Source organism: Mesorhizobium sp. WSM4983, from assembly GCF_029625765.1.
Lineage (GTDB): Bacteria > Pseudomonadota > Alphaproteobacteria > Rhizobiales > Rhizobiaceae > Mesorhizobium.
The window spans coordinates 182,658-201,351 of sequence record NZ_JARTVM010000002.1 but is presented as its reverse complement, the minus strand read 5'-3'; the positions used below and the strand labels follow the sequence as shown (position 1 = coordinate 201,351).

22 protein-coding genes are annotated in these 18,694 nt (G+C 64.2%); 7 read left to right on the top strand and 15 right to left on the bottom strand.

The features are described 5' to 3' along the window. From P9254_RS08205 to P9254_RS08190, 4 genes are all read right to left on the bottom strand, one after another. Positions 1–1,509, bottom strand: coding sequence for a tripartite tricarboxylate transporter permease (locus tag P9254_RS08205; protein ID WP_278053146.1), 1,509 nt, complete (start codon positions 1,507–1,509; stop codon positions 1–3). 10 nt (positions 1,510–1,519) lie between these two features. Continuing rightward, positions 1,520–1,981 (bottom strand): tripartite tricarboxylate transporter TctB family protein, encoded by a 462-nt coding sequence (locus P9254_RS08200; RefSeq protein WP_067318859.1) that lies wholly within the window; start codon positions 1,979–1,981, stop codon positions 1,520–1,522. Between the two features lie 95 nt (positions 1,982–2,076). Continuing rightward, entirely contained in the window at positions 2,077–3,054 is a 978-nt protein-coding gene (locus tag P9254_RS08195) for a tripartite tricarboxylate transporter substrate-binding protein (RefSeq protein WP_278053141.1), read from the bottom strand. A gap of 259 nt (positions 3,055–3,313) precedes the next feature. Then, positions 3,314–3,769, bottom strand: coding sequence for a DUF2214 family protein (locus P9254_RS08190; RefSeq protein WP_278053140.1), 456 nt, complete (start codon positions 3,767–3,769; stop codon positions 3,314–3,316). Positions 3,770–3,980: 211 nt separating this feature from the next. Here P9254_RS08190 and P9254_RS08185 point away from each other — a divergent pair, with 211 nt between their 5' ends. Further along, positions 3,981–4,535: a GNAT family N-acetyltransferase gene (locus P9254_RS08185; protein ID WP_278053139.1), complete on the top strand. Its 555-nt coding sequence runs from the start codon at positions 3,981–3,983 to the stop codon at positions 4,533–4,535. Between the two features lie 48 nt (positions 4,536–4,583). On the opposite strand, the gene P9254_RS08180 is transcribed toward P9254_RS08185, so the two are convergent. From P9254_RS08180 to P9254_RS08150, 7 genes are all read right to left on the bottom strand, one after another. After that, positions 4,584–4,982 carry a DUF1801 domain-containing protein gene (locus P9254_RS08180; protein WP_278053138.1) on the bottom strand — a complete coding sequence of 133 codons (399 nt, stop codon included), beginning with the start codon at positions 4,980–4,982 and terminating at the stop codon, positions 4,584–4,586. Positions 4,983–5,060: 78 nt separating this feature from the next. Then, positions 5,061–5,510 carry a DUF1801 domain-containing protein gene (locus tag P9254_RS08175; protein ID WP_127247037.1) on the bottom strand — a complete coding sequence of 150 codons (450 nt, stop codon included), beginning with the start codon at positions 5,508–5,510 and terminating at the stop codon, positions 5,061–5,063. Further along, entirely contained in the window at positions 5,510–5,743 is a 234-nt protein-coding gene (locus tag P9254_RS08170; protein ID WP_278053136.1) for a hypothetical protein, read from the bottom strand. The genes P9254_RS08175 and P9254_RS08170 overlap by 1 nt, the downstream gene beginning before the upstream one ends. An 83-nt stretch (positions 5,744–5,826) precedes the next feature. Beyond that, on the bottom strand, positions 5,827–6,237 hold the full coding sequence (locus P9254_RS08165; RefSeq protein ID WP_127247036.1) for an SRPBCC family protein: 411 nt from the start codon (positions 6,235–6,237) through the stop codon (positions 5,827–5,829). Beyond that, positions 6,234–6,557, bottom strand: coding sequence for an ArsR/SmtB family transcription factor (locus P9254_RS08160; RefSeq protein WP_067003998.1), 324 nt, complete (start codon positions 6,555–6,557; stop codon positions 6,234–6,236). Before P9254_RS08160 ends, P9254_RS08165 begins: the two co-directional genes overlap by 4 nt. A gap of 141 nt (positions 6,558–6,698) precedes the next feature. After that, entirely contained in the window at positions 6,699–7,169 is a 471-nt protein-coding gene (locus tag P9254_RS08155; RefSeq protein WP_067318844.1) for a nucleoside deaminase, read from the bottom strand. Between the two features lie 82 nt (positions 7,170–7,251). After that, complete coding sequence (locus P9254_RS08150; RefSeq protein WP_442920302.1) at positions 7,252–8,133, bottom strand: IclR family transcriptional regulator; 882 nt, start codon at positions 8,131–8,133, stop codon at positions 7,252–7,254. A 172-nt stretch (positions 8,134–8,305) separates the two neighbouring features. On the opposite strand from P9254_RS08150, the gene P9254_RS08145 reads away from it, so the two are divergent. The 5 genes from P9254_RS08145 (at position 8,306) to P9254_RS08125 (ending at position 13,493) form a co-directional block, all read left to right on the top strand. Then, positions 8,306–9,271: a Bug family tripartite tricarboxylate transporter substrate binding protein gene (locus P9254_RS08145; RefSeq protein ID WP_278053133.1), complete on the top strand. Its 966-nt coding sequence runs from the start codon at positions 8,306–8,308 to the stop codon at positions 9,269–9,271. A 120-nt stretch (positions 9,272–9,391) separates the two neighbouring features. Further along, positions 9,392–9,928, top strand: a complete 537-nt coding sequence (locus P9254_RS08140; RefSeq protein WP_278053132.1) for a tripartite tricarboxylate transporter TctB family protein — start codon at positions 9,392–9,394, stop codon at positions 9,926–9,928. A 5-nt stretch (positions 9,929–9,933) separates the two neighbouring features. Further along, positions 9,934–11,457, top strand: coding sequence for a tripartite tricarboxylate transporter permease (locus P9254_RS08135; RefSeq protein WP_067318840.1), 1,524 nt, complete (start codon positions 9,934–9,936; stop codon positions 11,455–11,457). A 15-nt stretch (positions 11,458–11,472) separates the two neighbouring features. Next, the gene (locus tag P9254_RS08130) at positions 11,473–12,657 is read left to right on the top strand and encodes a CaiB/BaiF CoA transferase family protein (RefSeq protein ID WP_067318839.1); all 1,185 of its coding nucleotides are present in this window, start codon (positions 11,473–11,475) and stop codon (positions 12,655–12,657) included. Further along, positions 12,654–13,493: a citryl-CoA lyase gene (locus P9254_RS08125; protein WP_095800552.1), complete on the top strand. Its 840-nt coding sequence runs from the start codon at positions 12,654–12,656 to the stop codon at positions 13,491–13,493. The genes P9254_RS08130 and P9254_RS08125 overlap by 4 nt, the downstream gene beginning before the upstream one ends. Positions 13,494–13,605: 112 nt before the next feature. Here the strand turns inward: P9254_RS08125 and P9254_RS08120 are convergent, their stop codons facing one another. Next, positions 13,606–14,073 carry an NUDIX hydrolase gene (locus P9254_RS08120; RefSeq protein ID WP_067318836.1) on the bottom strand — a complete coding sequence of 156 codons (468 nt, stop codon included), beginning with the start codon at positions 14,071–14,073 and terminating at the stop codon, positions 13,606–13,608. 139 nt (positions 14,074–14,212) lie between these two features. Here P9254_RS08120 and P9254_RS08115 point away from each other — a divergent pair, with 139 nt between their 5' ends. Beyond that, positions 14,213–14,449, top strand: a complete 237-nt coding sequence (locus P9254_RS08115) for a hypothetical protein (protein ID WP_164746662.1) — start codon at positions 14,213–14,215, stop codon at positions 14,447–14,449. A 202-nt stretch (positions 14,450–14,651) separates the two neighbouring features. Here the strand turns inward: P9254_RS08115 and P9254_RS08110 are convergent, their stop codons facing one another. The 3 genes from P9254_RS08110 to kdpC are packed head-to-tail and all read right to left on the bottom strand — an operon-like array spanning position 14,652 to position 18,684. Further along, positions 14,652–15,344 carry a response regulator transcription factor gene (locus P9254_RS08110; RefSeq protein WP_127247032.1) on the bottom strand — a complete coding sequence of 231 codons (693 nt, stop codon included), beginning with the start codon at positions 15,342–15,344 and terminating at the stop codon, positions 14,652–14,654. After that, positions 15,341–18,064 carry a sensor histidine kinase gene (locus P9254_RS08105; RefSeq protein ID WP_278053130.1) on the bottom strand — a complete coding sequence of 908 codons (2,724 nt, stop codon included), beginning with the start codon at positions 18,062–18,064 and terminating at the stop codon, positions 15,341–15,343. Before P9254_RS08105 ends, P9254_RS08110 begins: the two co-directional genes overlap by 4 nt. Positions 18,065–18,120: 56 nt before the next feature. Further along, complete coding sequence (kdpC, locus tag P9254_RS08100; protein ID WP_095800548.1) at positions 18,121–18,684, bottom strand: potassium-transporting ATPase subunit KdpC; 564 nt, start codon at positions 18,682–18,684, stop codon at positions 18,121–18,123. Positions 18,685–18,694 lie beyond the last annotated feature (10 nt).

Here is an 18,694-nt window from a genome sequence, read left to right as displayed (position 1 = left end):
TTAATTTTCCTCCACAAACACCTCTTCACGCTTCTTCTTGACCGCGGGCAGGAAGACGATGACGAGCACGGCGAGCGCGATGAAGAGCAGGCTGGCGCTGATCGGTCTCGTCACGAAGGTGCTCGGGTCGCCGCGCGACAGAATCATGGCGCGACGCAAGTTTTCCTCAAGCAACGGGCCGAGCACGAAGCCGAGCAGCAGTGGCGCGGGTTCGCAGCGCAGCTTGGTCAGGAGGTAGCCGAGCAAGCCAAAGAAGGCGACGGCGTAGAGGTCGTAAACATTGGTGTTGACGCTGTAGACGCCGATCGAGCAGAACGCCATGATGATCGGAAACAGCACGTAATATGGGATCGTAAGGAGCTTCACCCAAAGCCCTATCAGCGGCAGGTTGAGGACGATCAGCATCAGGTTGCCGATCCACATTGAGGCGATGATGCCCCAAAACAGCTCCGGCTGTTCGGTCGCGACATTGGGGCCGGGCACGATGCCCTGGATGATCATCGCGCCGATCATCAGCGCCATTACCGGATTGGCCGGAATGCCAAGCGTCAGCATGGGGATGAAGGAGGTCTGCGCGCCGGCATTGTTGGCCGATTCCGGCCCGGCGACGCCTTCGATGGCGCCCTTGCCGAATTCCCCCGGGTTTTTCGATACGCGCTTTTCGACCGTGTAGGAGGCGAAGGCTGCAAGGATCGCGCCGCCTCCCGGCAGGATGCCGAGCGCCGAACCAATGATCGTTCCGCGCACGATGGGCGCGGCCATGCGCCGAAAATCCTCGCCGGTGGGCATGAGGCCGGAGACTCTTCGGATCAGCACGGAGCGCTCATGCTCGTTCTCGAGGTTGCGCAGGATCTCGGCGACGCCGAAGACGCCGACCGCTACCGCGACGAAATTCAGCCCGTCGGCATATTGCGTGATGCCGAGCGTGAAGCGCGGCGTGCCTGTATAGATGTCGGTGCCGACAATGCCGAGCAGCAGGCCGAGCACAACCATGGCTAGCGCCTTGACTATCGAGCCGTGGGCGAGCGCGACGGACGAGACGAGGCCGACGACCATCAGCGAAAAATACTCGGCCGCGCCGAATTCCAGCGCCATCGCCGTCAGCGGCGGAGCAAAGATGGCGACCAGGAAGGTCGACACCGTGCCGGCAAAGAACGAGCCTATCGCAGCGATCGCGAGTGCCGCCCCGGCGCGGCCGTTCTTGGCCATCTGGTAGCCGTCGATTGCGGTGACGGCTGACGAGGATTCGCCGGGCATATTGATGAGAATGGCGGTGGTGGAGCCGCCATATTGCGCGCCGTAATAGATGCCGGCGAGCATGATGAGAGAGGAAACCGGGTCGCCTATCTGGAACGTAATCGGCAAGAGCATGGCGATGGTTGCGGTGGCGCCGATGCCGGGCAGGACGCCGATCAGCGTGCCGAGAAGGACGCCGATCAGACAGAAACCGAGATTTGCCAGCGATGTCGCCGTCGAAAAGCCGAGCACCAAGTTGGCGAGGAGCTCCATGGTCGTCTCCTCACAATGGCAGCCACGGGCCAAAGCGTCGGAACGGCAGGCCGAGTGCGTAGCTGAAGACGAGTGATGCAAACAGCGTCAGGCCGGCCGACAACACGAGCGCGGTCAGCGGTTTCATGCGGGCGCTAGCAAAAGATGCGATCAGCGCCGTCAGGAAGATAGACGGGATGAAGCCGAGACCGCGCACCGTCAGGCCGAAGAAGATCGGAGCGGGGAGGATGAGCAGCATGCCGCGCCACGCAATGTGGCCGATCGCCTCGCTCTCGAAGCGCACAGCCTGGACGAGGATGATAACGCCGAGCAGAAGCAGCACTATCGCCAGGACCAGCGGGAAATAGCCCGGTCCCATGCGGAAGGCGCTGCCGATTTCGAGGCCGAGCGACTGCAGCGCGAAAAATGCGCCGAAGGCGATGAACAGCGCGGCGCATATGCCGTTGGTCGTGTCGATTGCGAAGGGCTTCATCACGTTCCTCTCAGGTGCGCACCCCGGGCGCGCCGTTGCAACGCAAAACGGGGCCGAAGCAAAAACGGGGCGCCGATCGCGCCCCGTCCAAAACCTCAGTCGGCGTACTGGCCGGCGGCTTCGATGATCGGCTTCCAGCGCCCGATCTCGCTTTCAAGCTTGGCCTTCAGCGCCGCCGGTGTCGCATCGGCTTCGGGCGACGGCTTGGTGCCGAGTTCGGCGAAGCGGGCGGCGACGTTCTGATCCTTCAGCGCGACCTGCAGCGATTTCGACAGGCGTCCGGTGATCTCGGCCGGCGTACCCTTTGGTGCGTAGAGGCCGTGCCAGATGCTGACCTGCACCTCGGGAAGGCCGCCTTCCGTCGTCGTCGGGACGTCCGGCAGCACATCGAGGCGTTCCGGCGAGGTGACGGCATAGGCCTTGATCGTGCCGCCCTGGATCTGCTTGGTGGTGTTGGTCGTCTGGTCGCACATCATGTCGACCTGGCCGCCAAGAAGATCGGTCATGGCCGGGCCGGTGCCCTTGTAGGGCACGGTGACCAGCGGCGTACCGATGGCGCTCATGAACAGCATGCCGCACAAATGCGAGGCCGCACCGATCCCGGCATTGGCGACGGTGACAGTGTCCTTGTTGGCCTTGGCGTACTCGACCAGTCCCTTCAGATCGGTCGGCTCAAGGTCCTTGCGGCCGACGACGGTCATTGGCACCTCGGTGACGAGGCCGACATATTCGAAGGCGTTGAGCGTGTCGTATGCGAGCTTTCTGTACAGCGTCGCGCTGGTCGCCATGCCGATGTGATGGAGGAGCAGCGTATAACCGTCCGGGTCAGCCTTCGCGACGCGGCCTGCGCCCAGCGTGCCGCCGGCACCGCCGACATTCTCGACGATGACCTGCTGGCCGAGATCCTTCGACATGGCTTCGGCGATGAGGCGTGTGACCGTGTCGGTCGGGCCGCCGGCCGCGAACGGCACCACCACGGTGATGGTGCGTTCCGGATAGGTCTGCGCGCCCGCGGCGAACGGATAAAGCGTGACGGCCACTGCGGCAGCCAGAGCGGCAACAAATTTTCTCATTGTGACTTCCTCCCAGAGTATGAATCTCCAGCCACCGCGCGAAATTCCTCTCGGCGGCGGCTGTGATGTAATAGCAACTAGTGCAGGCTAGCAGATTGCAATCGGACTCAAACGGCAAACCGCGATTATCTACAAATCACCCGCAAGGTGGATGGAAAAGATCTGGGTCGGATGATGGATCGCGGGATGTCGACATCTGACGACGGTACGTTGGCGGATGCCGGTTGCTGCCCGATCCCTGCTCTTCCTCGGTTCTATTCTAATAACCGTAGCCGCGCGCCATCGCCGCCGCAAAGACCGGGATGAGCAGGAAGATGAAGCCCTCGGCGCGGACATAGTTCTTCACCGAGGCGAGCTCCGCCGCCGGAACCGAGAAGGATGGATTGCCGCTCGCCTGCCTGCTCCAGGAGATGAAGCGCACGGTCGGGATGATCGACAGCAGGCCGACGATGATGAAGGCCATCATCTTTGCCCAGAACACCCAGTTGAAGACGTAGAACTCCCAGCCTTTCAGGCCGAAGAACACCCGGCAGATGCCGATGATGACGATCAGCGCGGCGATGATGCCGTAGTGGCGGTCGATGCCGACAAGGCGCTTGAGCGTCGTCGCACCCAACTCGCCGCGCACCAGCACGAACTCGGCGCCAATGATGCCGGCCAGCGAGAACACAAGAAGATGATGGGCGATCGCCAGCAGAAGGTCGGTGGTGTCCAAATCTTTCCTCGTGTTCAGACGGCGCCGCGATATCGCTGAATCAGCTTCGTCCCAAGACTAACATCGCCTGTCGAGAATCCCACACGCCGAATGTCAGCCGTCAATGACGGCGCTCATGTCCTTGCGTCGCTGGAGGATGATCCGGGCGATCCTGGCCCTTGTTCGAACGTGCAGGTTTGCTAAGCGCTGCCGCTCAAAGGAGAGGACTGCGATGAGCATTGCAAGGGAAGCCGGTGTGCCGATCCTCGAGACGGCGCGGACGGTCCTGCGGCCGCATCGGCTCGACGATTTCGAGACCTATGTCGCAATGTGGGCGGACCCGGGGGTCACCCGCTTCATCGGCGGCAAGCCGCGCACCCGCGAGGAAAGCTGGATGCGCTTCCTGCGCCATGCCGGGCTGTGGTCGCTGCTTGGCTATGGGTTCTGGGCGATCGAGGACAAGGCGACCGGCCGCTTCCTCGGCGAGGCCGGGTTCCATGATCTGAAGCGCGAGATCGAGCCCTCGATCGAAGGCGTGCCGGAAGCCGGCTGGGCTTTAGCTTCGGGTGCGCATGGCCAGGGGCTTGCAAGCGAAGTCGTCGGGCGCATCGTTGCCTGGGGTGACGAGGCGTTCGGGCGAGCCAGGACCGTCTGTATCATCGATCCCGAAAATGGCGCCTCGCTCAAGGTCGCAGATAAGAACGGCTATCGCGAAATCCTGCGGACCACCTATCACGACAAGCCGACGATCCTGCTGGAGCGGTGGGCCGGAGGGGCAGCAGCCTAGAGGGCAACGCCGGGTTCGTCCGCCTCCGGTGCTGACGCGCTTCTGGGATCAGCGTTTGGCCTTGGACCTGTTCAGGGCCACCGCTGCTCGCACGAGAGCCTTGAACGCTTCCTGGTCGATCTCCTCGCCTTCGCGAAAATCGATGGCGCGCCTTGTGTTGCCTTCGAGGCTGGAGTTGAAGAGGCGTGAGGGGTCCGGCAGCGCCGCGCCCTTGGCGAAGGTCAGCTTGACGACGGCCTTGTAGGTCTCGCCGGTGCAGATCATTCCGGCGTCCTCCCAGACCGGCACGCCGCGCCACTTCCATTCCTCGGTGACGTCCGGATCGGCATCCTTAATCAGGGCGCGCAGCCGGCCGAGCATCTCGCCCCGCCAATCGCCCAAGTCCGCGATACGGCCATCGATCAGCTCGGAAGGAGACTTGCTTTCCTGCACGCCGACTTTCTCCATATGTGTCCTCCTTCAACACCCGCTAGACGGATCGCCATGATGCCTCGTCGGGCGGACCGTGACTGACCGATAATGCGCTTACATTCGTTCGCCAGGCAATTGACTCGCCTGTTTCACCCAGGAGACGAATTGCGCTTCGTCGAGCTGGTCGTCCTCATGGATGTGAAAATAGCGCGTGTCCTTGCTCTTGGATTCGCCGGGCGGCACCGGCTTCAGCGACATGCCGCGAAAGAAGGCCACTTTGACGTATCTGGTGAAACAGTGAATGCCGAGAAACCAGCCTTCGCCGTCCATGCCGTAAAACGGCGAGTTCCATTTGACGGCCTTCTGCACGTCGGGGACGGCCTGCATGATAAGTTGGTCGAGCCGGCGGCCTACCTCGCTCTTCCAGCCCGGCATCGCCGCGATATAGGCCTGCACGGGAGCGTCACCATACCCCTTGGCGATCTGCGGGTTGCCGCCCGAAAGCAGGACGGGTTTTTCCCCCGACGGCCTGGCTGCAACCTTTGCCGATTTCGCTTTTGCCATCAGGCCGGTCCGGCGCGCTCGCGCGCCGGCTCACCGCGCCACCTTGCGGCATAGGGTAGCGCGAACATGTAGAGGCCGCTGAACAACAGCAGGAAAAGCGGCAGGAGCGGCGAATAGACCACCCAGGCCGGCGGCTCGCCCAATGCCATGGCGACGAAGTTGGCGATGACGGTCACGGTAAAGATGATCGACAGCCAGCAATGCAACTGCCTGATCCACTTGCTCCAGTCCAATGCTTCCTCCTCTGAAAGAACCAATGAACGCTGGGCCTACCAGCGTGCCAGCTGCGTCATCTGGATGAGGTTGCCGCAGGTCCTCACTCGATCCGCGAAAGCACCTGCTCCAAGGCCGCAAAGAACCTCGGCCAGCCAACGGTGGCGCCCCGGAAATACGGCTCCTGGTCAGTTCGGAAGCCCGTCTGCTCCATGCGCAGGCGAGTGCCGGCGCCGGTCCGGGTCAGCGTCCATGTGACGACGCTCTCTAGATCCTTGGTGTCCCATGTGTAGCAAAGCGTCTTGTTTGGCTCGACTGTCTGGACCTGGCACTCGACACCGCCCCAGTCCGCGCTCAGTTCGAAACGGTGGTCTACGACCGGCTTGAAGTTGTTCTTCATCAGCCACTCCTCGATGAGATGCGGCTGGGTCAGTGCCCGCCAGATCTTTTCCGGCGGATAGGGAATCTCGCGCTCGACGACAACGGAGCGCGTTCCGGCCGGCATATCGTTCATTGATCCATCCTCTGCAGCAGATCCTCGAGATCGTCGAACCGGCTCTCCCAGAACCCGGCCATATCGCGAGTCCAATCCATTAGCGGCGCCAGCGCGCCAAGCTGTGCGCTGTAATGGGTCTGGCGACCCTCGTGGCGGTCGCGCACCAGTCCGGCTTGCTTGAGCAGGCCGAGATGTTTCGACACCGCCGGCTGCGAGACACCGGCCTCAGCCGTCAGCGCGCCGACCGTCTGCTCGCCTTGCCGGCACAGACGCTCGAAGATGGCGCGCCTTGTCGGATCGGCAAGCGTCCGGAACAGCATATCGTGTGCGTTCGTCATCTGGATCGATAACTCAATAGCTATTGATTGACGTATAACCAGTGAGATATGTGTGAGTCAAGCAGAGCCTAGAGGGCGGAAGCTTAGGGCGGACTGGGTCACCCTATCCTTGCGGACCCGTCCCCAACATCCGCTTCCGCGTCAGCGCTTCCAGAACTCGCGGTGTGGTGCGAGCAGCTCGTCCGCGACTTCGGGGAAGGGGCCAAACACCTCGATCTTTTTCTGCCCGGAGTCGAGCACGGCGCGCGAAGAAAGGCTCATCGTCGGATTCTCCGCGTGATCGCCGGTGAGCGCCAGAAGCTGGGTCTCCTCGAAGCCGTAGACCAGCCGGCCGATATTGGCCCAGTAGAGCGTTCCGGTGCACATCGCGCAGGGCTCGCCGGTTGAGACGAGCGTGCAGGTCCAGAGAAACTCCGGCGAATAGGCAGTCGCCGCGCGTCGCGCAAGTTCGGTTTCGGCGTGATGGACGGTGTCGATATTGCCTTGGCGCATGAGGATGGCGTCGTCGGGGCCGACCAGCACCGCACCGAATGGATGATGACCGTGCGCCGCCGCCTCGCGCGCCGCGGCGTCGGCGGATCGGAGATGGGCGAGCATCTGATCGCGGGTCATGGCAAAACCTATCGCGCCGCCATCCACCCGATGAGCGGCCCTTCGAGCCGAGATTGGTGCCAAGGGACGCGATTGGCAAGAGCTAACCGTCGCTTGAGCGTCCACCTGCCCGAAGTTCGGCGACATTGGCCTGCTGCGTGCCGGAAACTCGGATTTGATGCTCGCCAAAACCCGGATCCGTTGTGGGCTCCGGCGGCGTGTCGGGGCTTGCCGCATCCAGCATGGATGCATCTTCGCCAAAAGCGCGGGTGGCGCGGGCGGCAGCTTCGAGCAGCGGCCGCTTCATGCGGGTGAGGAAGGCCGCGTCGACCCGCGTGTTCGGACCGGCGAGCGTGAGCACGCCGAGCAGTGTCCGTCCCGGCCCGAAGACAGGGGCGGAGATGCCGGCAGTCTGCGGATCGCGGTCACCGATTGAAATGTAACTATAGGTTTTCCGGATCGTCTCGTAAGGCTCGCCCTGTTCTCCCGAGAAAGCGGCCAGCACCCGGCCGCCGGAACCAACCAGCAAGGGCAGCACGTCACCTTCCCGTATCGTGTAACGGATCGGGTGCTTGGACTCGACTCGGTAGAGACAGGTGCGCACGTCGCCCGAGCGGACATAGAAGGCGACGCTTTCCCAGCTCCGCTCGGATAGATCGCGCATGATCGGCAACAGGATATCCATCGCCACGAGCGAGCGCTGGTAAAGCGCGCCCAGCCTGAAGGTCGCCGGTCCGATGCGATAGCGTCCGTCCTCCAGGCGCTCCAGCAATTGCCCGCGCATCAGCGAGTTGGCCAATCTGAGGATCGTGCTCTTGTAGAGACCGGTTCGGGCCGCGATTTCGGCGAGGCCGAGCGACCGGTCGGCAATGGTGAACGCGTCGAGGATGGCGATTGCCCGGTCGAGCGCGGCAACGCCGTCAGCCGGAGCCTGGCTTGGAGGGAGGTCTGTCATTGCGGTGACGATTTCATCGTGGTCGCCCATCCGGGAATGACCCTGGACATGCGGATTTAGTCCGATCCTATGCGTTCTGTCCAGCAGAATGGCATTCCCGTTGACAGAACGCGGTAACAAATGCTTGAACTCGAATGCGGGTCTTAATTCAGGCCACGTCTTGGCAGGCACCGGAGGAGGTGTCGTGATTTGGAGGAATCCCATGCTGAACAGACGCAGATTCTTGTCGACCACCGCCGCCGGCTTCGCGGCTTTGCATTTCGGACCCGCCTTTGCGCAGGACGCCCCGCAAATCCAAATTTTCGTGCCGGCGGCCCCCGGCGGCGGCTGGGACCAGACCGCGCGCACGATCGATCAGGTGCTGCGCTCCGAAAAGCTGATCTCCGGCTCGCAGATCACCAATGTCGGCGGCGCCGGCGGCACGGTCGGCCTGCCGCAATTCGTCAACCAGTGGAAGGGCAAGGGCAACGCGCTGATGGTTGCCGGCATGGTCATGGTTGGCGCCATCATCGCCAACAAGGCCGCCAACAATCTCACCGAAGTGACGCCGATCGCGCGCCTCACCGGCGAGTTCGAGGCGCTGGTGGTGCCGGCAGGCTCGCCGTTCAAGACGGCTAATGATTTCGTCGCGGCGCTGAAGGCGGATCCGACGAAGGTTCCGGTGGCCGGCGGTTCGGCCGGCGGTTCCGACCACATCCTTTTCGGCCTGATCGCCAAGACGGCCGGCGTGCCTGCCGCCAACCTGTCCTATGTGCCGTTCGCCGGCGGCGGCGAGGCGCTGTCGGCGCTGCTCGGCAACCAGGTCGCGGCCGGCATTTCCGGCTATGGCGAATTCTCCGAGCAGGTGAAGGCGGGCGCGCTCCGGCTGCTCGCGATCTCGTCGGACAAGCGCCAGGAAGGCATCGACGCGCCGACATTGAAAGAGGCCGGCATCGATGTCGAGTTGTTCAACTGGCGCGGCGTCTTCGCACCCCCCGGCGTTTCCGACGAAGACAAGGCGGCGATGATCAAGATGGTCGAGACCATGGCGAAGAGCGAGGCCTGGGCGACCGAGTGCAAGAACCGCAACTGGACGCCGATTCTGCTGACCGGCGACGATTATGCCAAGTTCGTCGCCGAGGACACGACCCGCATCGGCGCGATCCTCAAGGATCTCGGCCTCGCCTGATCGCCTCCTGCCTGATCTCGAAGGAGGCTGCATCGCCTTCTTCGAGACAGCGGACATGCGACGGTTCAATGAAACTGCGGCGAAGCCGGCAGTGGAAGGCCGGCTTCCGGGGAGGAGATCATGAGCACCAGCGACCAGCAGGCGTCACCGCCGCGCCTTGCCATACCCGAATTGCTGATCGGCGTCGGGCTTCTTGCCTGCGCCGGGGCCGTTGCCTGGCAGACCCTGGCGATCCCGGTTTCGCCGCTCTATTCCAAGGTCGGCCCGAAGGTCTTCCCCTACATGACCATGGCCGGCATGGTGATCCTGTCGCTGCTGCTCATCGTCGCCGCCCTGCGTGGCGGCTGGCAGCCGGACGAGGAAAAGGAGACGCCGACCGACTGGAAGGCGATGGGTTTCGTAGTCGCGGGGCTCGTTGCCAATCTCGTGCTGATCCAGCCGCTCGGCTTCACAGCCGCCTCGGTGATCATGTTCGTGCTGGTCTGCTTCGGCTTCGGCAGCCGGCATCCGCTGCGCGATGCGCTGCTCGGCCTGATGTTGGCGCTGGCGGCCTATTTCGGATTCGCCAGAGCGCTCGGCGTCAACATCGGGGCCGGCCTGATCGAGGACCAGCTCAACGCGTTGATCAGCGCCTTCGTCGGCATGGGAAGGGGCTGAGGACGATGGACACGCTCGGTTATCTCGCGCACGGATTTGCGGTCGCCTTCACGCCGACCAATCTCTTGTGGTGCCTGCTCGGCACGACGCTCGGAACCGCGATCGGCGTGCTGCCCGGGCTCGGGCCGGCGCTGACCATCGCGCTGCTTTTGCCGATCACCTACCAGGTGGCGCCGGAAGCTTCCTTCATCCTGTTTGCCGGCATCTATTACGGGGCCATGTATGGCGGCTCGACGACGTCGATCCTGCTCAATACACCGGGCGAAAGCGCCACCATCGTCACCGCGCTCGAGGGCAACCGGATGGCGCGTTCGGGCCGCGGCGGCGCGGCGCTCGCGACTTCCGCGATCGGCTCGTTCGTCGCCGGGACCCTCGGCACGCTGGGCGTCGCCTTCCTGGCGCCGATCGTGGTCAAGCTGGCGCTGGCTTTCGGGCCGGCGGAATATTTCTCGCTGATGGTGCTCGCCTTCATCACCGTTTCGGCGGTGCTCGGCTCGTCCTCTGTGCGTGGGCTTACCAGCCTGTTCGTCGGCTTCGTCATCGGCATGATCGGCGTCGACCTGCAGACCGGGCAGCCGCGCTTCACCTTCGGCATGGGCGAGTTGCTCGACGGCGTCGACGTCATCATCGTCGCGGTCGGCCTCTTTGCGGTCGGCGAGACTCTCTACGTGGCCTCGCGCCGCTATGCCGGGAAGGACGAGATCGTGCCGCTGAGGGGCTCGCTCTACATGACTGCTTCCGAATGGGCGCGCTCGTGGAAGCCGTGGCTCAGGGGCGCGGCAATCGGCTTCCCGATCGGCGCCCTGCCCGCCGGCGGGGCCGAGATCCCGACCTTCCTGTCCTATGCCATCGAAAAGAAGCTTTCCAAGCACAAGGAGGAGTTCGGCACGGTCGGCGCCATCGAAGGCGTCGCCGGGCCGGAGGCTGCCAACAACGCGTCGGCTGCCGGCGTGCTGGTGCCGATGCTGACGCTTGGCCTCCCGACCTCGGCAACGGCGGCGATCATGCTGTCGGCCTTCCAGAGCTACGGCATCAATCCCGGACCGCTGCTGTTGACGACGCAGGCCAATCTCGTCTGGGGCCTCATCGCCAGTCTCTTCATCGCCAACGTCATCCTCGTCATCCTCAACCTGCCGCTGATCGGCCTGTGGGTACGATTGCTCAAGATCCCGGCGCCGCAGCTCTATGCCGGCATTCTGGTGTTCGCCACCGTCGGCACCTACGGCATCTCGCAGTCGCCGATCGATCTCATCATCCTCTATCTGCTGGGCGCGGCGGGCTTCCTGATGCGCCGCTTCGATTTTCCGACGGCGCCGGTCATCATCGGCATGATCCTCGGGCCGCTCGCCGAGACGCAGTTCCGCCGGGCGATGACGATCGCCAATGGCGACTGGACGGTGTTCTACCGGCACCCGCTCTCGCTGACGCTTTTAACGCTCGCCTTCATCGGTCTGGTCGGCCCGCATATCTGGGCCTGGATCGAACGCCGGCGCACGCGCGGACCAGAGCATGTGCCGGGCGATGCCTGACCGATCTGGAGCATCATGACAGACCTGCTTTCAGGCATACGCGTCCTCGACCTCACCAATGTGCTGGCAGGTCCTTACTGCGCCTACCAGCTGGCGCTGCTCGGCGCCGACGTCATCAAGGTCGAGGCGCCGCCGGGCGGCGATCTCGCGCGCCAGCTTGGCGCCTCGCCGGAGCTCAACAAAGCCGGCATGGGTGCATCCTTCCTGGCGCAGAACGCCGGCAAACGATCGGTGGTGCTCGACCTGAAGCAGGAGGCCGACCGCGAGCGCTTCCTCGACCTGGTCGCAACGGCGGACGCATTGGTCGAGAATTTCCGGCCGGGCGTGATGGATCGGCTCGGCCTCGGCCACGAGAAGCTGAAGGAGGTTAGGCCAAGCCTCGTCTATTGCGCGATATCGGGTTTCGGCCAGACCGGCCCGATGCGTGGCAACCCAGCCTATGATCAGATCATCCAGGGGCTGTCCGGGATCATGAGCATCACCGGCACGCCGGAAACGGCGCCCCTGCGCGTTGGCTATCCGGTCGCCGACACGCTGGGCGGACTGGTCGGGGCCTTCGCCATCGCTGCGGCGCTGGTGCGGCAGAAGACCAGCGGCGAAGGCGCCTTCCTCGACGTGTCGATGCTCGAATGCACGCTGTCGGCCTTGGGATGGCCGGTGTCGAACTATCTGACGGCGGGCGTCCAGCCTCAAGCCATGGGCAACGAGAACATGACGGCCGCGCCCTCCGGCGCGTTCCGCACCGGCGAGGGCCTGCTCAACATCGCCGCCAACAAGCAGGAGCAGTTCGTGATCCTTTGCGGCTTGATCGGCCGCCCAGACTTGGCTTCGGATCCGCGCTTCGCCGAACGCGAGACGCGCAAAGGGAACCGGGCAGCGCTGAAGCCGCTCATCGAGGACGCGCTTGCCGGCGCTCCTGCGGCGGTCTGGGAAGAAAAGCTCAACCGCGCCGGCGTGCCGGCCGGGCGGGTGCTGACGATCCCGCAAGTGCTGCAGGAACGCCAGGTCATCGAGCGCCGCATGACGACGCGCTTCCAGGAGATACCGGGAATGGACAACCCGCTCACGGTGGTGCGCGGCGGCTTTATGGTCGACGGTGCGGCTCCCGTGCCAGCCGGCCCTCCGCCACGTCTTGGCGCGCATATGGACGACGTGTTCGCCAGCTTGCCGGCGCGCGGCAAGGGGAGGGCGCGGGCATGAGCGCGGACAAAAAGACCGGCCGCGACCGCGGCGAGGAGTGGTGGCGGACCGGCATCATCGAGATGCAGCCCGGCGTGATCCGGCTGCGCGGCTACCAGATCCAGGATCTGATCGGCCGGGTCAGCTTTCCGGCGATGATCTGGCTTATGCTGCGCGGCGAATTGCCGGGCGACGATCAGGCGGCGCTGCTCGGCATCGCGCTCGGGGCCGCCGTCGACCACGGCCCGCAGGCGCCGTCGATCGCGATCGCGCGCATGGCGGCGACCTGCGGCGTCGGCATCAACAACGCCATGGCCTCCGCCATCAATGTGCTGGGGGACGTGCATGGCGGGGCCGGCGAGCAGGCGCTTTCCTTCTATGGCAACATCGCCGCCGCAATCGATGGTGGCGCGAGCCTCGCCGAAGCGGTGAGTGCGCGGCTCGACCGGTTCTTCGCCGAGGAAAAGGGCTACGTGCCCGGCCTCGGGCATCGCTTCCACCCGATCGATCCGCGGGCGCCACGCCTCATCGAACTGACGCGCGACTTCGCCGGTCGCGGCGTCGTCAGCGGGCGCTTTGCCGACATTGCCGAGGCGATCGAGGCGGAGGTGGCGACACGCAAGGGCAAGACGATCCCGCTCAACATCGATGGCGCCACGGCCGTCATCTATGGCGAGCTTGGCTTCCCGCCGCCACTGACGCGCGGCCTCTTCGTGCTGTCGCGCTCGGTAGGCATACTGGCGCATGCCTGGGAGCAATCACAGGAGAGCGACCGCAACAAGGGACCTCTGCCCAAAGAATGGCTGTGGGCTTATAGCGGCACCCCGGCACGGCCGTTTCCTGGCGACTCCGATTAGAGCGTTTCACCGTTCCACGGAAAACGGCGAACCATTCCATCCATTTTGTTGTGACGGAATTCCTGACGGACAGCCGTGTCACGCTTTCGTGGAATTGCGCCAGGCCATCGTCTTACGCCGGATCGGTCGCCAAGGCCGTCAAATCCCTCAGCAGCGTGGAAAGCTCCGGCTCGTCGATCAGCAGGGCCGCATCGGCCGCCGGCAGCCAGGCCCGCTGACGGTTCACGGCCTCCCGCCAGTCGGCCATCTCCTCGCTGACCTCGAGCAGGTAGACGACCACGTCGACACGGACGAAACGGCTGGCCATGCGCTTCCAATAGGAGTAGCCGCCGGCAGGCTGCTTCAGCGCCTTGCCCAGCACGCCCGCCTCTTCCTGGGCCTCGATCGCGGCCGCCTTGCGCCCGCTCTTGCCCTTCATCGGCCAGCCCTTGGGCACAATGAAACGTTTGGTCGTGCGCGAGGTGACCAGCAAGACTTCAAGCTGGCCGTCGCCGCGTAGGCGAAAGGGGATGGCCGCCACCTGGCGGATCCGCTCTCCCTTCTTTGCCCTGCGTACTGCTTTCTTCTTGGCTGCTGCCATCCCAAAATCCGATCAAAGCGCATTCCTGCCGTACGCTATCCGCACGGCAAAACCTCGCTCCTGCAAATCCCAAAACCGCCGCCCACGCAAGCCGGACGCCGCCGACAGTAAGTCGGCTAAGTAAACCGGAAAAAGAAAAATGTCAGCGGCAGACGCGCGAAATCGTGGTGCCGATCACCTGAGACTGGCAATTCTGCTTGACGATCGGCACTTCAGGGCGAGCCTTCGGAACGATCTGCCGGTCCTGCTCGCGGTAAAGCTGCTGCTGTTGCTGGAACTGTCGTCGCTGCAGCTGGTTCCGGAGCGCCTGCAGCTCGTTATGTTGGATCAGGGCGTTGCGGTCTGTGGGGATGACGACCTGCGCGGAGGCATGTGAAGGCGCGCCCAAAAGGGCGGCAGTCGACAAAGCCGCGGCAATCAAAGCCGCCGATAGCCGAGGACGCGACATCGCTTCCTTCCCGAACGAAAACAGAAACCTTGCCGTAATATAGGGTGTTTGTGCGGATCTACCATGGTTCAAGCGACCGATCTCGCGGCACAGCCTCGATGGGTTGGATGATGCCCGCCGCTCGGATCCTTCAATCGACCTCGCGCAAACGGTAGCCGACGCCGGTCTCGGTGATGATGTAGCGCGGCTGGTCCGGTGTCCTCTCGATCTTCTGCCTCAATTGGCGGACATAGACCCTGAGATATTGCACGTCCGTCGACTCGTTCCAGATCTGCTTCAGCAGGAACTGATGGGTCAGAACCTTGCCGGCATACTGCACGAGCATGCGCAGGATATCGTATTCCTTCGGCGACAGTTTTACTTCCTTGCCCTCGACCTTGACGATGCGCTTCACCAGGTCGACCGAGAGGTCGCCGGCCTGGAACACAGGCTTCTCGCCCTGCTGCTGGAGCTTGTGGCGCAGCGCCACGCGGACGCGGGCGACGAGCTCGTTCATGCCGAAGGGTTTCGCCACATAGTCGTCGGCGCCGATCTCGAGCGCCTGGACGATGCCGGCCTCGTCGGTGCGGCTCGACAGGATGACGACCGGAATGTCGAGGCCGTCGTCACGCCATTTGCCGAGCAGTTCGAGGCCCGTCATCCCCGGGAGGCCGAGATCGAGCAGGATCAGGTCGGGCCGCTGCGCCTGCATGAGCTCGATCGCTGCCTTGGCGTTCGGTGCCTCCGATACGGCATAGCCCTGGCTGCCGAGGCCGACCCGAAGCAGCTTGCGGATCGGCGGCTCGTCGTCGACGACCAGGATGCTGACGTTCTGACCGGTCATGCGGCGTCATCCGTTTTGGCCACGGCAAGTTCCGGAATTTCCTGCGGCACCGGCATGCGGATGGTGAAGATCGCGCCGGGCCGGTCGGTGCGGTTCGTCGCCGAGATCGTGCCGCCCATGGCCTCGACGAAACCGCGGCTGATCGACAGGCCGAGACCCGTGCCGGCGCGGACCTGGTCGCGCTTGCGCACCCGATAGAAGGTGTCGAAGATCCGTTCGAGGTCGTTCGGCGGGATGCCTGGTCCCTCGTCCATGACCTGCAGGATGACGGAGCCGTTGTCGACCCAGCCTTTGAGGCGGATGGTTGAGCCGGGCGCGGAATATTTGGCGGCATTGTCGAGGAGGTTGAACAGCGCCTGCTCGAACAGCACCGGGTCGAGGCGCAGCATCGGCAAGTCCGGCGGAGTGTCGGTGTCGATGCGGTGCTCGCCGGTGATCTTGCGAGCGCGATCGAGCGCCGAGCCGACGATATCGCCGACATAATGGAGGGCGTAGTTCGGCTCCATGGCGCCGGACTCGATCTTGGTCATGTCGAGCAGATTGGCGATGAAGCGGTTGAGCCGCTCCGATTCGTCGATCACCGTCGACAGGAGTTCCGCGCGGTCCTCTTCGGGAAGGGCGGCCGCGTATTCCCGCAGCGTGCCGGCGGCACCCATGATGGCGGCCAGCGGCGTCTTCAGGTCATGCGAGATCGAGGTAAGCAGCGCGGTGCGCAGCCGGTCCGCTTCCGCTGCCAGCCTGGCGCGGTCGACATCGGCGACAAGTTGGATGCGTTCGATGGCGACTGCCGCCTGATCGGCAAGCGCGTCGAGAAGGCGCTGCTGCTCGGGCGTCAGCAACGGGCCCTGCTTGTCGTTGTCGAGGCCGACGACGCCGACCGCTGTCCGGCCTGTTCGCAAGGGCAGATAGAGGCGCTTGGCGCCGGGCAGCGTATCGGCGCCGCGGCCGGCGGGGCGATCATGTTCCCAGGCCCAGCGGGCCGCCGCGATGTCGGCCTCGGCGAGCGTATCGTCCGGCGGATAGCCGGCCTTGACGGTGATCGTTCCATTCTCGGGCAGAAGCAGCACCACGCGCACTTTCAGCATCGAGGCGATCTGGAAGGCGGTGGCCCACAGCACGTCGTCAAGCGTGCCGGCGCCAGCGAGCTTCTTCGAGAACGAGTAGATGTCCTGCGTGGCTCGCGCGCGTGAGCGGGCAGCGACCGCCTGGCGCTGGACGCGCGCCGTCAGATTGCTGGCGATGACTGCGACAACGAGAAAGACCACGAAGGCAACGATGCTCTCCGGATCCCTGATCGTGAACGTATAGCGCGGCTCGAGAAAGAAATAGTTGAAGGCAAGCGCGCTCAGGAAACAAGCGTAGAGCGCCGGCCAGAGTCCGAACGTCACCGCAGAAGTCAGCACCGCCAGCAGCAGGACGCTGGCCAGATTGCGGACATCGAGGAACTGATCGAGAATCGAGCTGACGGCCACCGCGCCGGCGACATAGGCCGTCGAGAACAGATAGGGCCAGATCTGGAAGGGCTTCTGCTCGGACGCGGCCTTCACCCGTGCCGACGGCATGTCGGCATCGCGCTCCTTGCCCGAAATGACATGGACGCTGATGTCGCCGGCATTGCGGATCAGGTCATAGGTGAGCGAGCCCTCGATCAGTTCCCGCCAGCGCGAGCGGGTCGGCCTGCCGATGACGATATGGGTGAAGTTGTTCGCCGTCGCATGGCGCACGATGTCCTGGGCGACGTTCTGGCCCGGGATGGTCGCGACCTCGGCGCCGAGCTGTTCGGCAAGGCGCAGGTTTGTCGCCAGCCGGTCCTTGTCCTCTTCGGACATGCCGGCCAGGCGAGGCGTGTCGACATGCAGCGCCGTCCATGGCGCCCGCAGGCGATCGGCGAGCCGGCGCGCGTAGCGGATACGAGCGCTCCCGTCCGGACGCGAGTCGACGCAGACAAGGACCCGCTCGCCGGCCGCCCACGGTCCCGGAATGGCGTGGGACTGCATATGGCTGAGGAGCTGTTCATCGACGCGCTGCGCGGTGCGTCGCAGCGCCAACTCGCGAAGCGCCGTCAGATTGCCAGGCGAAAAATAGTTCTCGATCGCGCGCTGAGCGGTTTGCGGGAAATAGACCTTGCCTTCATGCAGCCGCTTGATCAGGTCGTCCGGGGTGAGGTCGATGACCTCGATGTCGTCGGCCTCGTCGATGATGGAATCCGGAACGGTTTCACGCACCCTGACGCGGGTGATCTGCGCCACGACGTCATTCAGGCTTTCGACATGCTGGATGTTGAGCGTGGTGTAGACGTCGATGCCCTGCGACAGGATTTCCTGAACATCGAGATAGCGCTTGGGATGACGGCTGCCGGGCCCGTTGGTGTGCGCGAGCTCGTCGATCAGAACCAGCTCCGGCCGCCGTTTCAGGATGGCGTCGATGTCCATCTCGTCAAGGACCCGGCCCCTGTATTCGACCTCGCGGCGCGGGATCACCTCATAGCCTTCGACCAGCGCCTGGGTTTCCTTGCGGCCATGCGTTTCAACGACGCCGATCGCGACGTCGATGCCGTCGGCGCGCCGGGCGCGGCCTGCCAACAGCATCTCGTAGGTCTTGCCGACGCCGGGCGCCGCGCCAAGGAAGATGCGCAGACGGCCGCGGCCCTCCCGCTCCGCGTGCTCGAGCAGCGCGTCGGGAGAAGGTCTGTTCTCGAAGTTGGTCCTGTCGTCCGGCATCAAGTCCAATCATGGATTGCACCGGGGATCGTGTCGATCCCCGCTGCGAGTGCTGATTATTTGAGATCGTCGAGCCCCATGTTGAGGGCCAGCACATTGACCACCGGCTCACCCATGAAGCCCAGCTCGCGATCCTCGACATGGCCGTCGACAAGCGATTTCACCTTGGCTTCATCGATGCCCCTGGCCTTGGCAATCCGCGGCACCTGGAAATAGGCCGCCTCCGGGCTGATGTCGGGATCGAGGCCGCTGCCAGACGTGGTGACGAGATCCATCGGAACCGGTGCGTTCGGGTTCTCAGCCTTCAGCCTGTCGGCGTCGGCCTTGATACGTTCGATCAGCTTCGCATTGGTCGGCCCGAGATTCGAGCCGCCGGAGGAGGCGGCGTTGTAGCCGTCGCCGGCTGCCGAGGGCCGCCCGTGGAAATAGCGGTCGCTGGCGAAGGCCTGGCCGATCAGTTCGGAGCCGATAACCTTACCATCCTTTTCGATCAGGCTGCCATTGGCCTGCCTGGGAAACAGCGCCTGCGCGATGCCGGTCATGCCGATCGGATAGATGAGGCCGGTCAGCACCGTGAAGAAAACGATCATGACGATCGCGGGTCTGAGTTGCTTGAACATCGGAATGGGT

Excerpts from the sequence above, each read along its gene's own strand:
- P9254_RS08115 (WP_164746662.1), top strand. The coding sequence starts at position 14,213 with ATGTCAGCGGCAGACGCGCGAAATCGTGGTGCCGATCACCTGAGACTG.
- P9254_RS08105 (WP_278053130.1), bottom strand. The coding sequence starts at position 18,064 with ATGCCGGACGACAGGACCAACTTCGAGAACAGACCTTCTCCCGACGCG.
- P9254_RS08155 (WP_067318844.1), bottom strand. The coding sequence starts at position 7,169 with ATGACCCGCGATCAGATGCTCGCCCATCTCCGATCCGCCGACGCCGCG.
- kdpC (WP_095800548.1), bottom strand. The coding sequence starts at position 18,684 with ATGTTCAAGCAACTCAGACCCGCGATCGTCATGATCGTTTTCTTCACG.
- P9254_RS08145 (WP_278053133.1), top strand. The coding sequence starts at position 8,306 with ATGCTGAACAGACGCAGATTCTTGTCGACCACCGCCGCCGGCTTCGCG.
- P9254_RS08140 (WP_278053132.1), top strand. The coding sequence starts at position 9,392 with ATGAGCACCAGCGACCAGCAGGCGTCACCGCCGCGCCTTGCCATACCC.
- P9254_RS08160 (WP_067003998.1), bottom strand. The coding sequence starts at position 6,557 with ATGACGAACGCACACGATATGCTGTTCCGGACGCTTGCCGATCCGACA.
- P9254_RS08200 (WP_067318859.1), bottom strand. The coding sequence starts at position 1,981 with ATGAAGCCCTTCGCAATCGACACGACCAACGGCATATGCGCCGCGCTG.
- P9254_RS08180 (WP_278053138.1), bottom strand. The coding sequence starts at position 4,982 with ATGGAGAAAGTCGGCGTGCAGGAAAGCAAGTCTCCTTCCGAGCTGATC.
- P9254_RS08195 (WP_278053141.1), bottom strand. The coding sequence starts at position 3,054 with ATGAGAAAATTTGTTGCCGCTCTGGCTGCCGCAGTGGCCGTCACGCTT.
- P9254_RS08130 (WP_067318839.1), top strand. The coding sequence starts at position 11,473 with ATGACAGACCTGCTTTCAGGCATACGCGTCCTCGACCTCACCAATGTG.
- P9254_RS08165 (WP_127247036.1), bottom strand. The coding sequence starts at position 6,237 with ATGAACGATATGCCGGCCGGAACGCGCTCCGTTGTCGTCGAGCGCGAG.
- P9254_RS08185 (WP_278053139.1), top strand. The coding sequence starts at position 3,981 with ATGAGCATTGCAAGGGAAGCCGGTGTGCCGATCCTCGAGACGGCGCGG.
- P9254_RS08125 (WP_095800552.1), top strand. The coding sequence starts at position 12,654 with ATGAGCGCGGACAAAAAGACCGGCCGCGACCGCGGCGAGGAGTGGTGG.
- P9254_RS08110 (WP_127247032.1), bottom strand. The coding sequence starts at position 15,344 with ATGACCGGTCAGAACGTCAGCATCCTGGTCGTCGACGACGAGCCGCCG.
- P9254_RS08135 (WP_067318840.1), top strand. The coding sequence starts at position 9,934 with ATGGACACGCTCGGTTATCTCGCGCACGGATTTGCGGTCGCCTTCACG.
- P9254_RS08205 (WP_278053146.1), bottom strand. The coding sequence starts at position 1,509 with ATGGAGCTCCTCGCCAACTTGGTGCTCGGCTTTTCGACGGCGACATCG.
- P9254_RS08175 (WP_127247037.1), bottom strand. The coding sequence starts at position 5,510 with ATGGCAAAAGCGAAATCGGCAAAGGTTGCAGCCAGGCCGTCGGGGGAA.
- P9254_RS08150 (WP_442920302.1), bottom strand. The coding sequence starts at position 8,133 with ATGGGCGACCACGATGAAATCGTCACCGCAATGACAGACCTCCCTCCA.
- P9254_RS08120 (WP_067318836.1), bottom strand. The coding sequence starts at position 14,073 with ATGGCAGCAGCCAAGAAGAAAGCAGTACGCAGGGCAAAGAAGGGAGAG.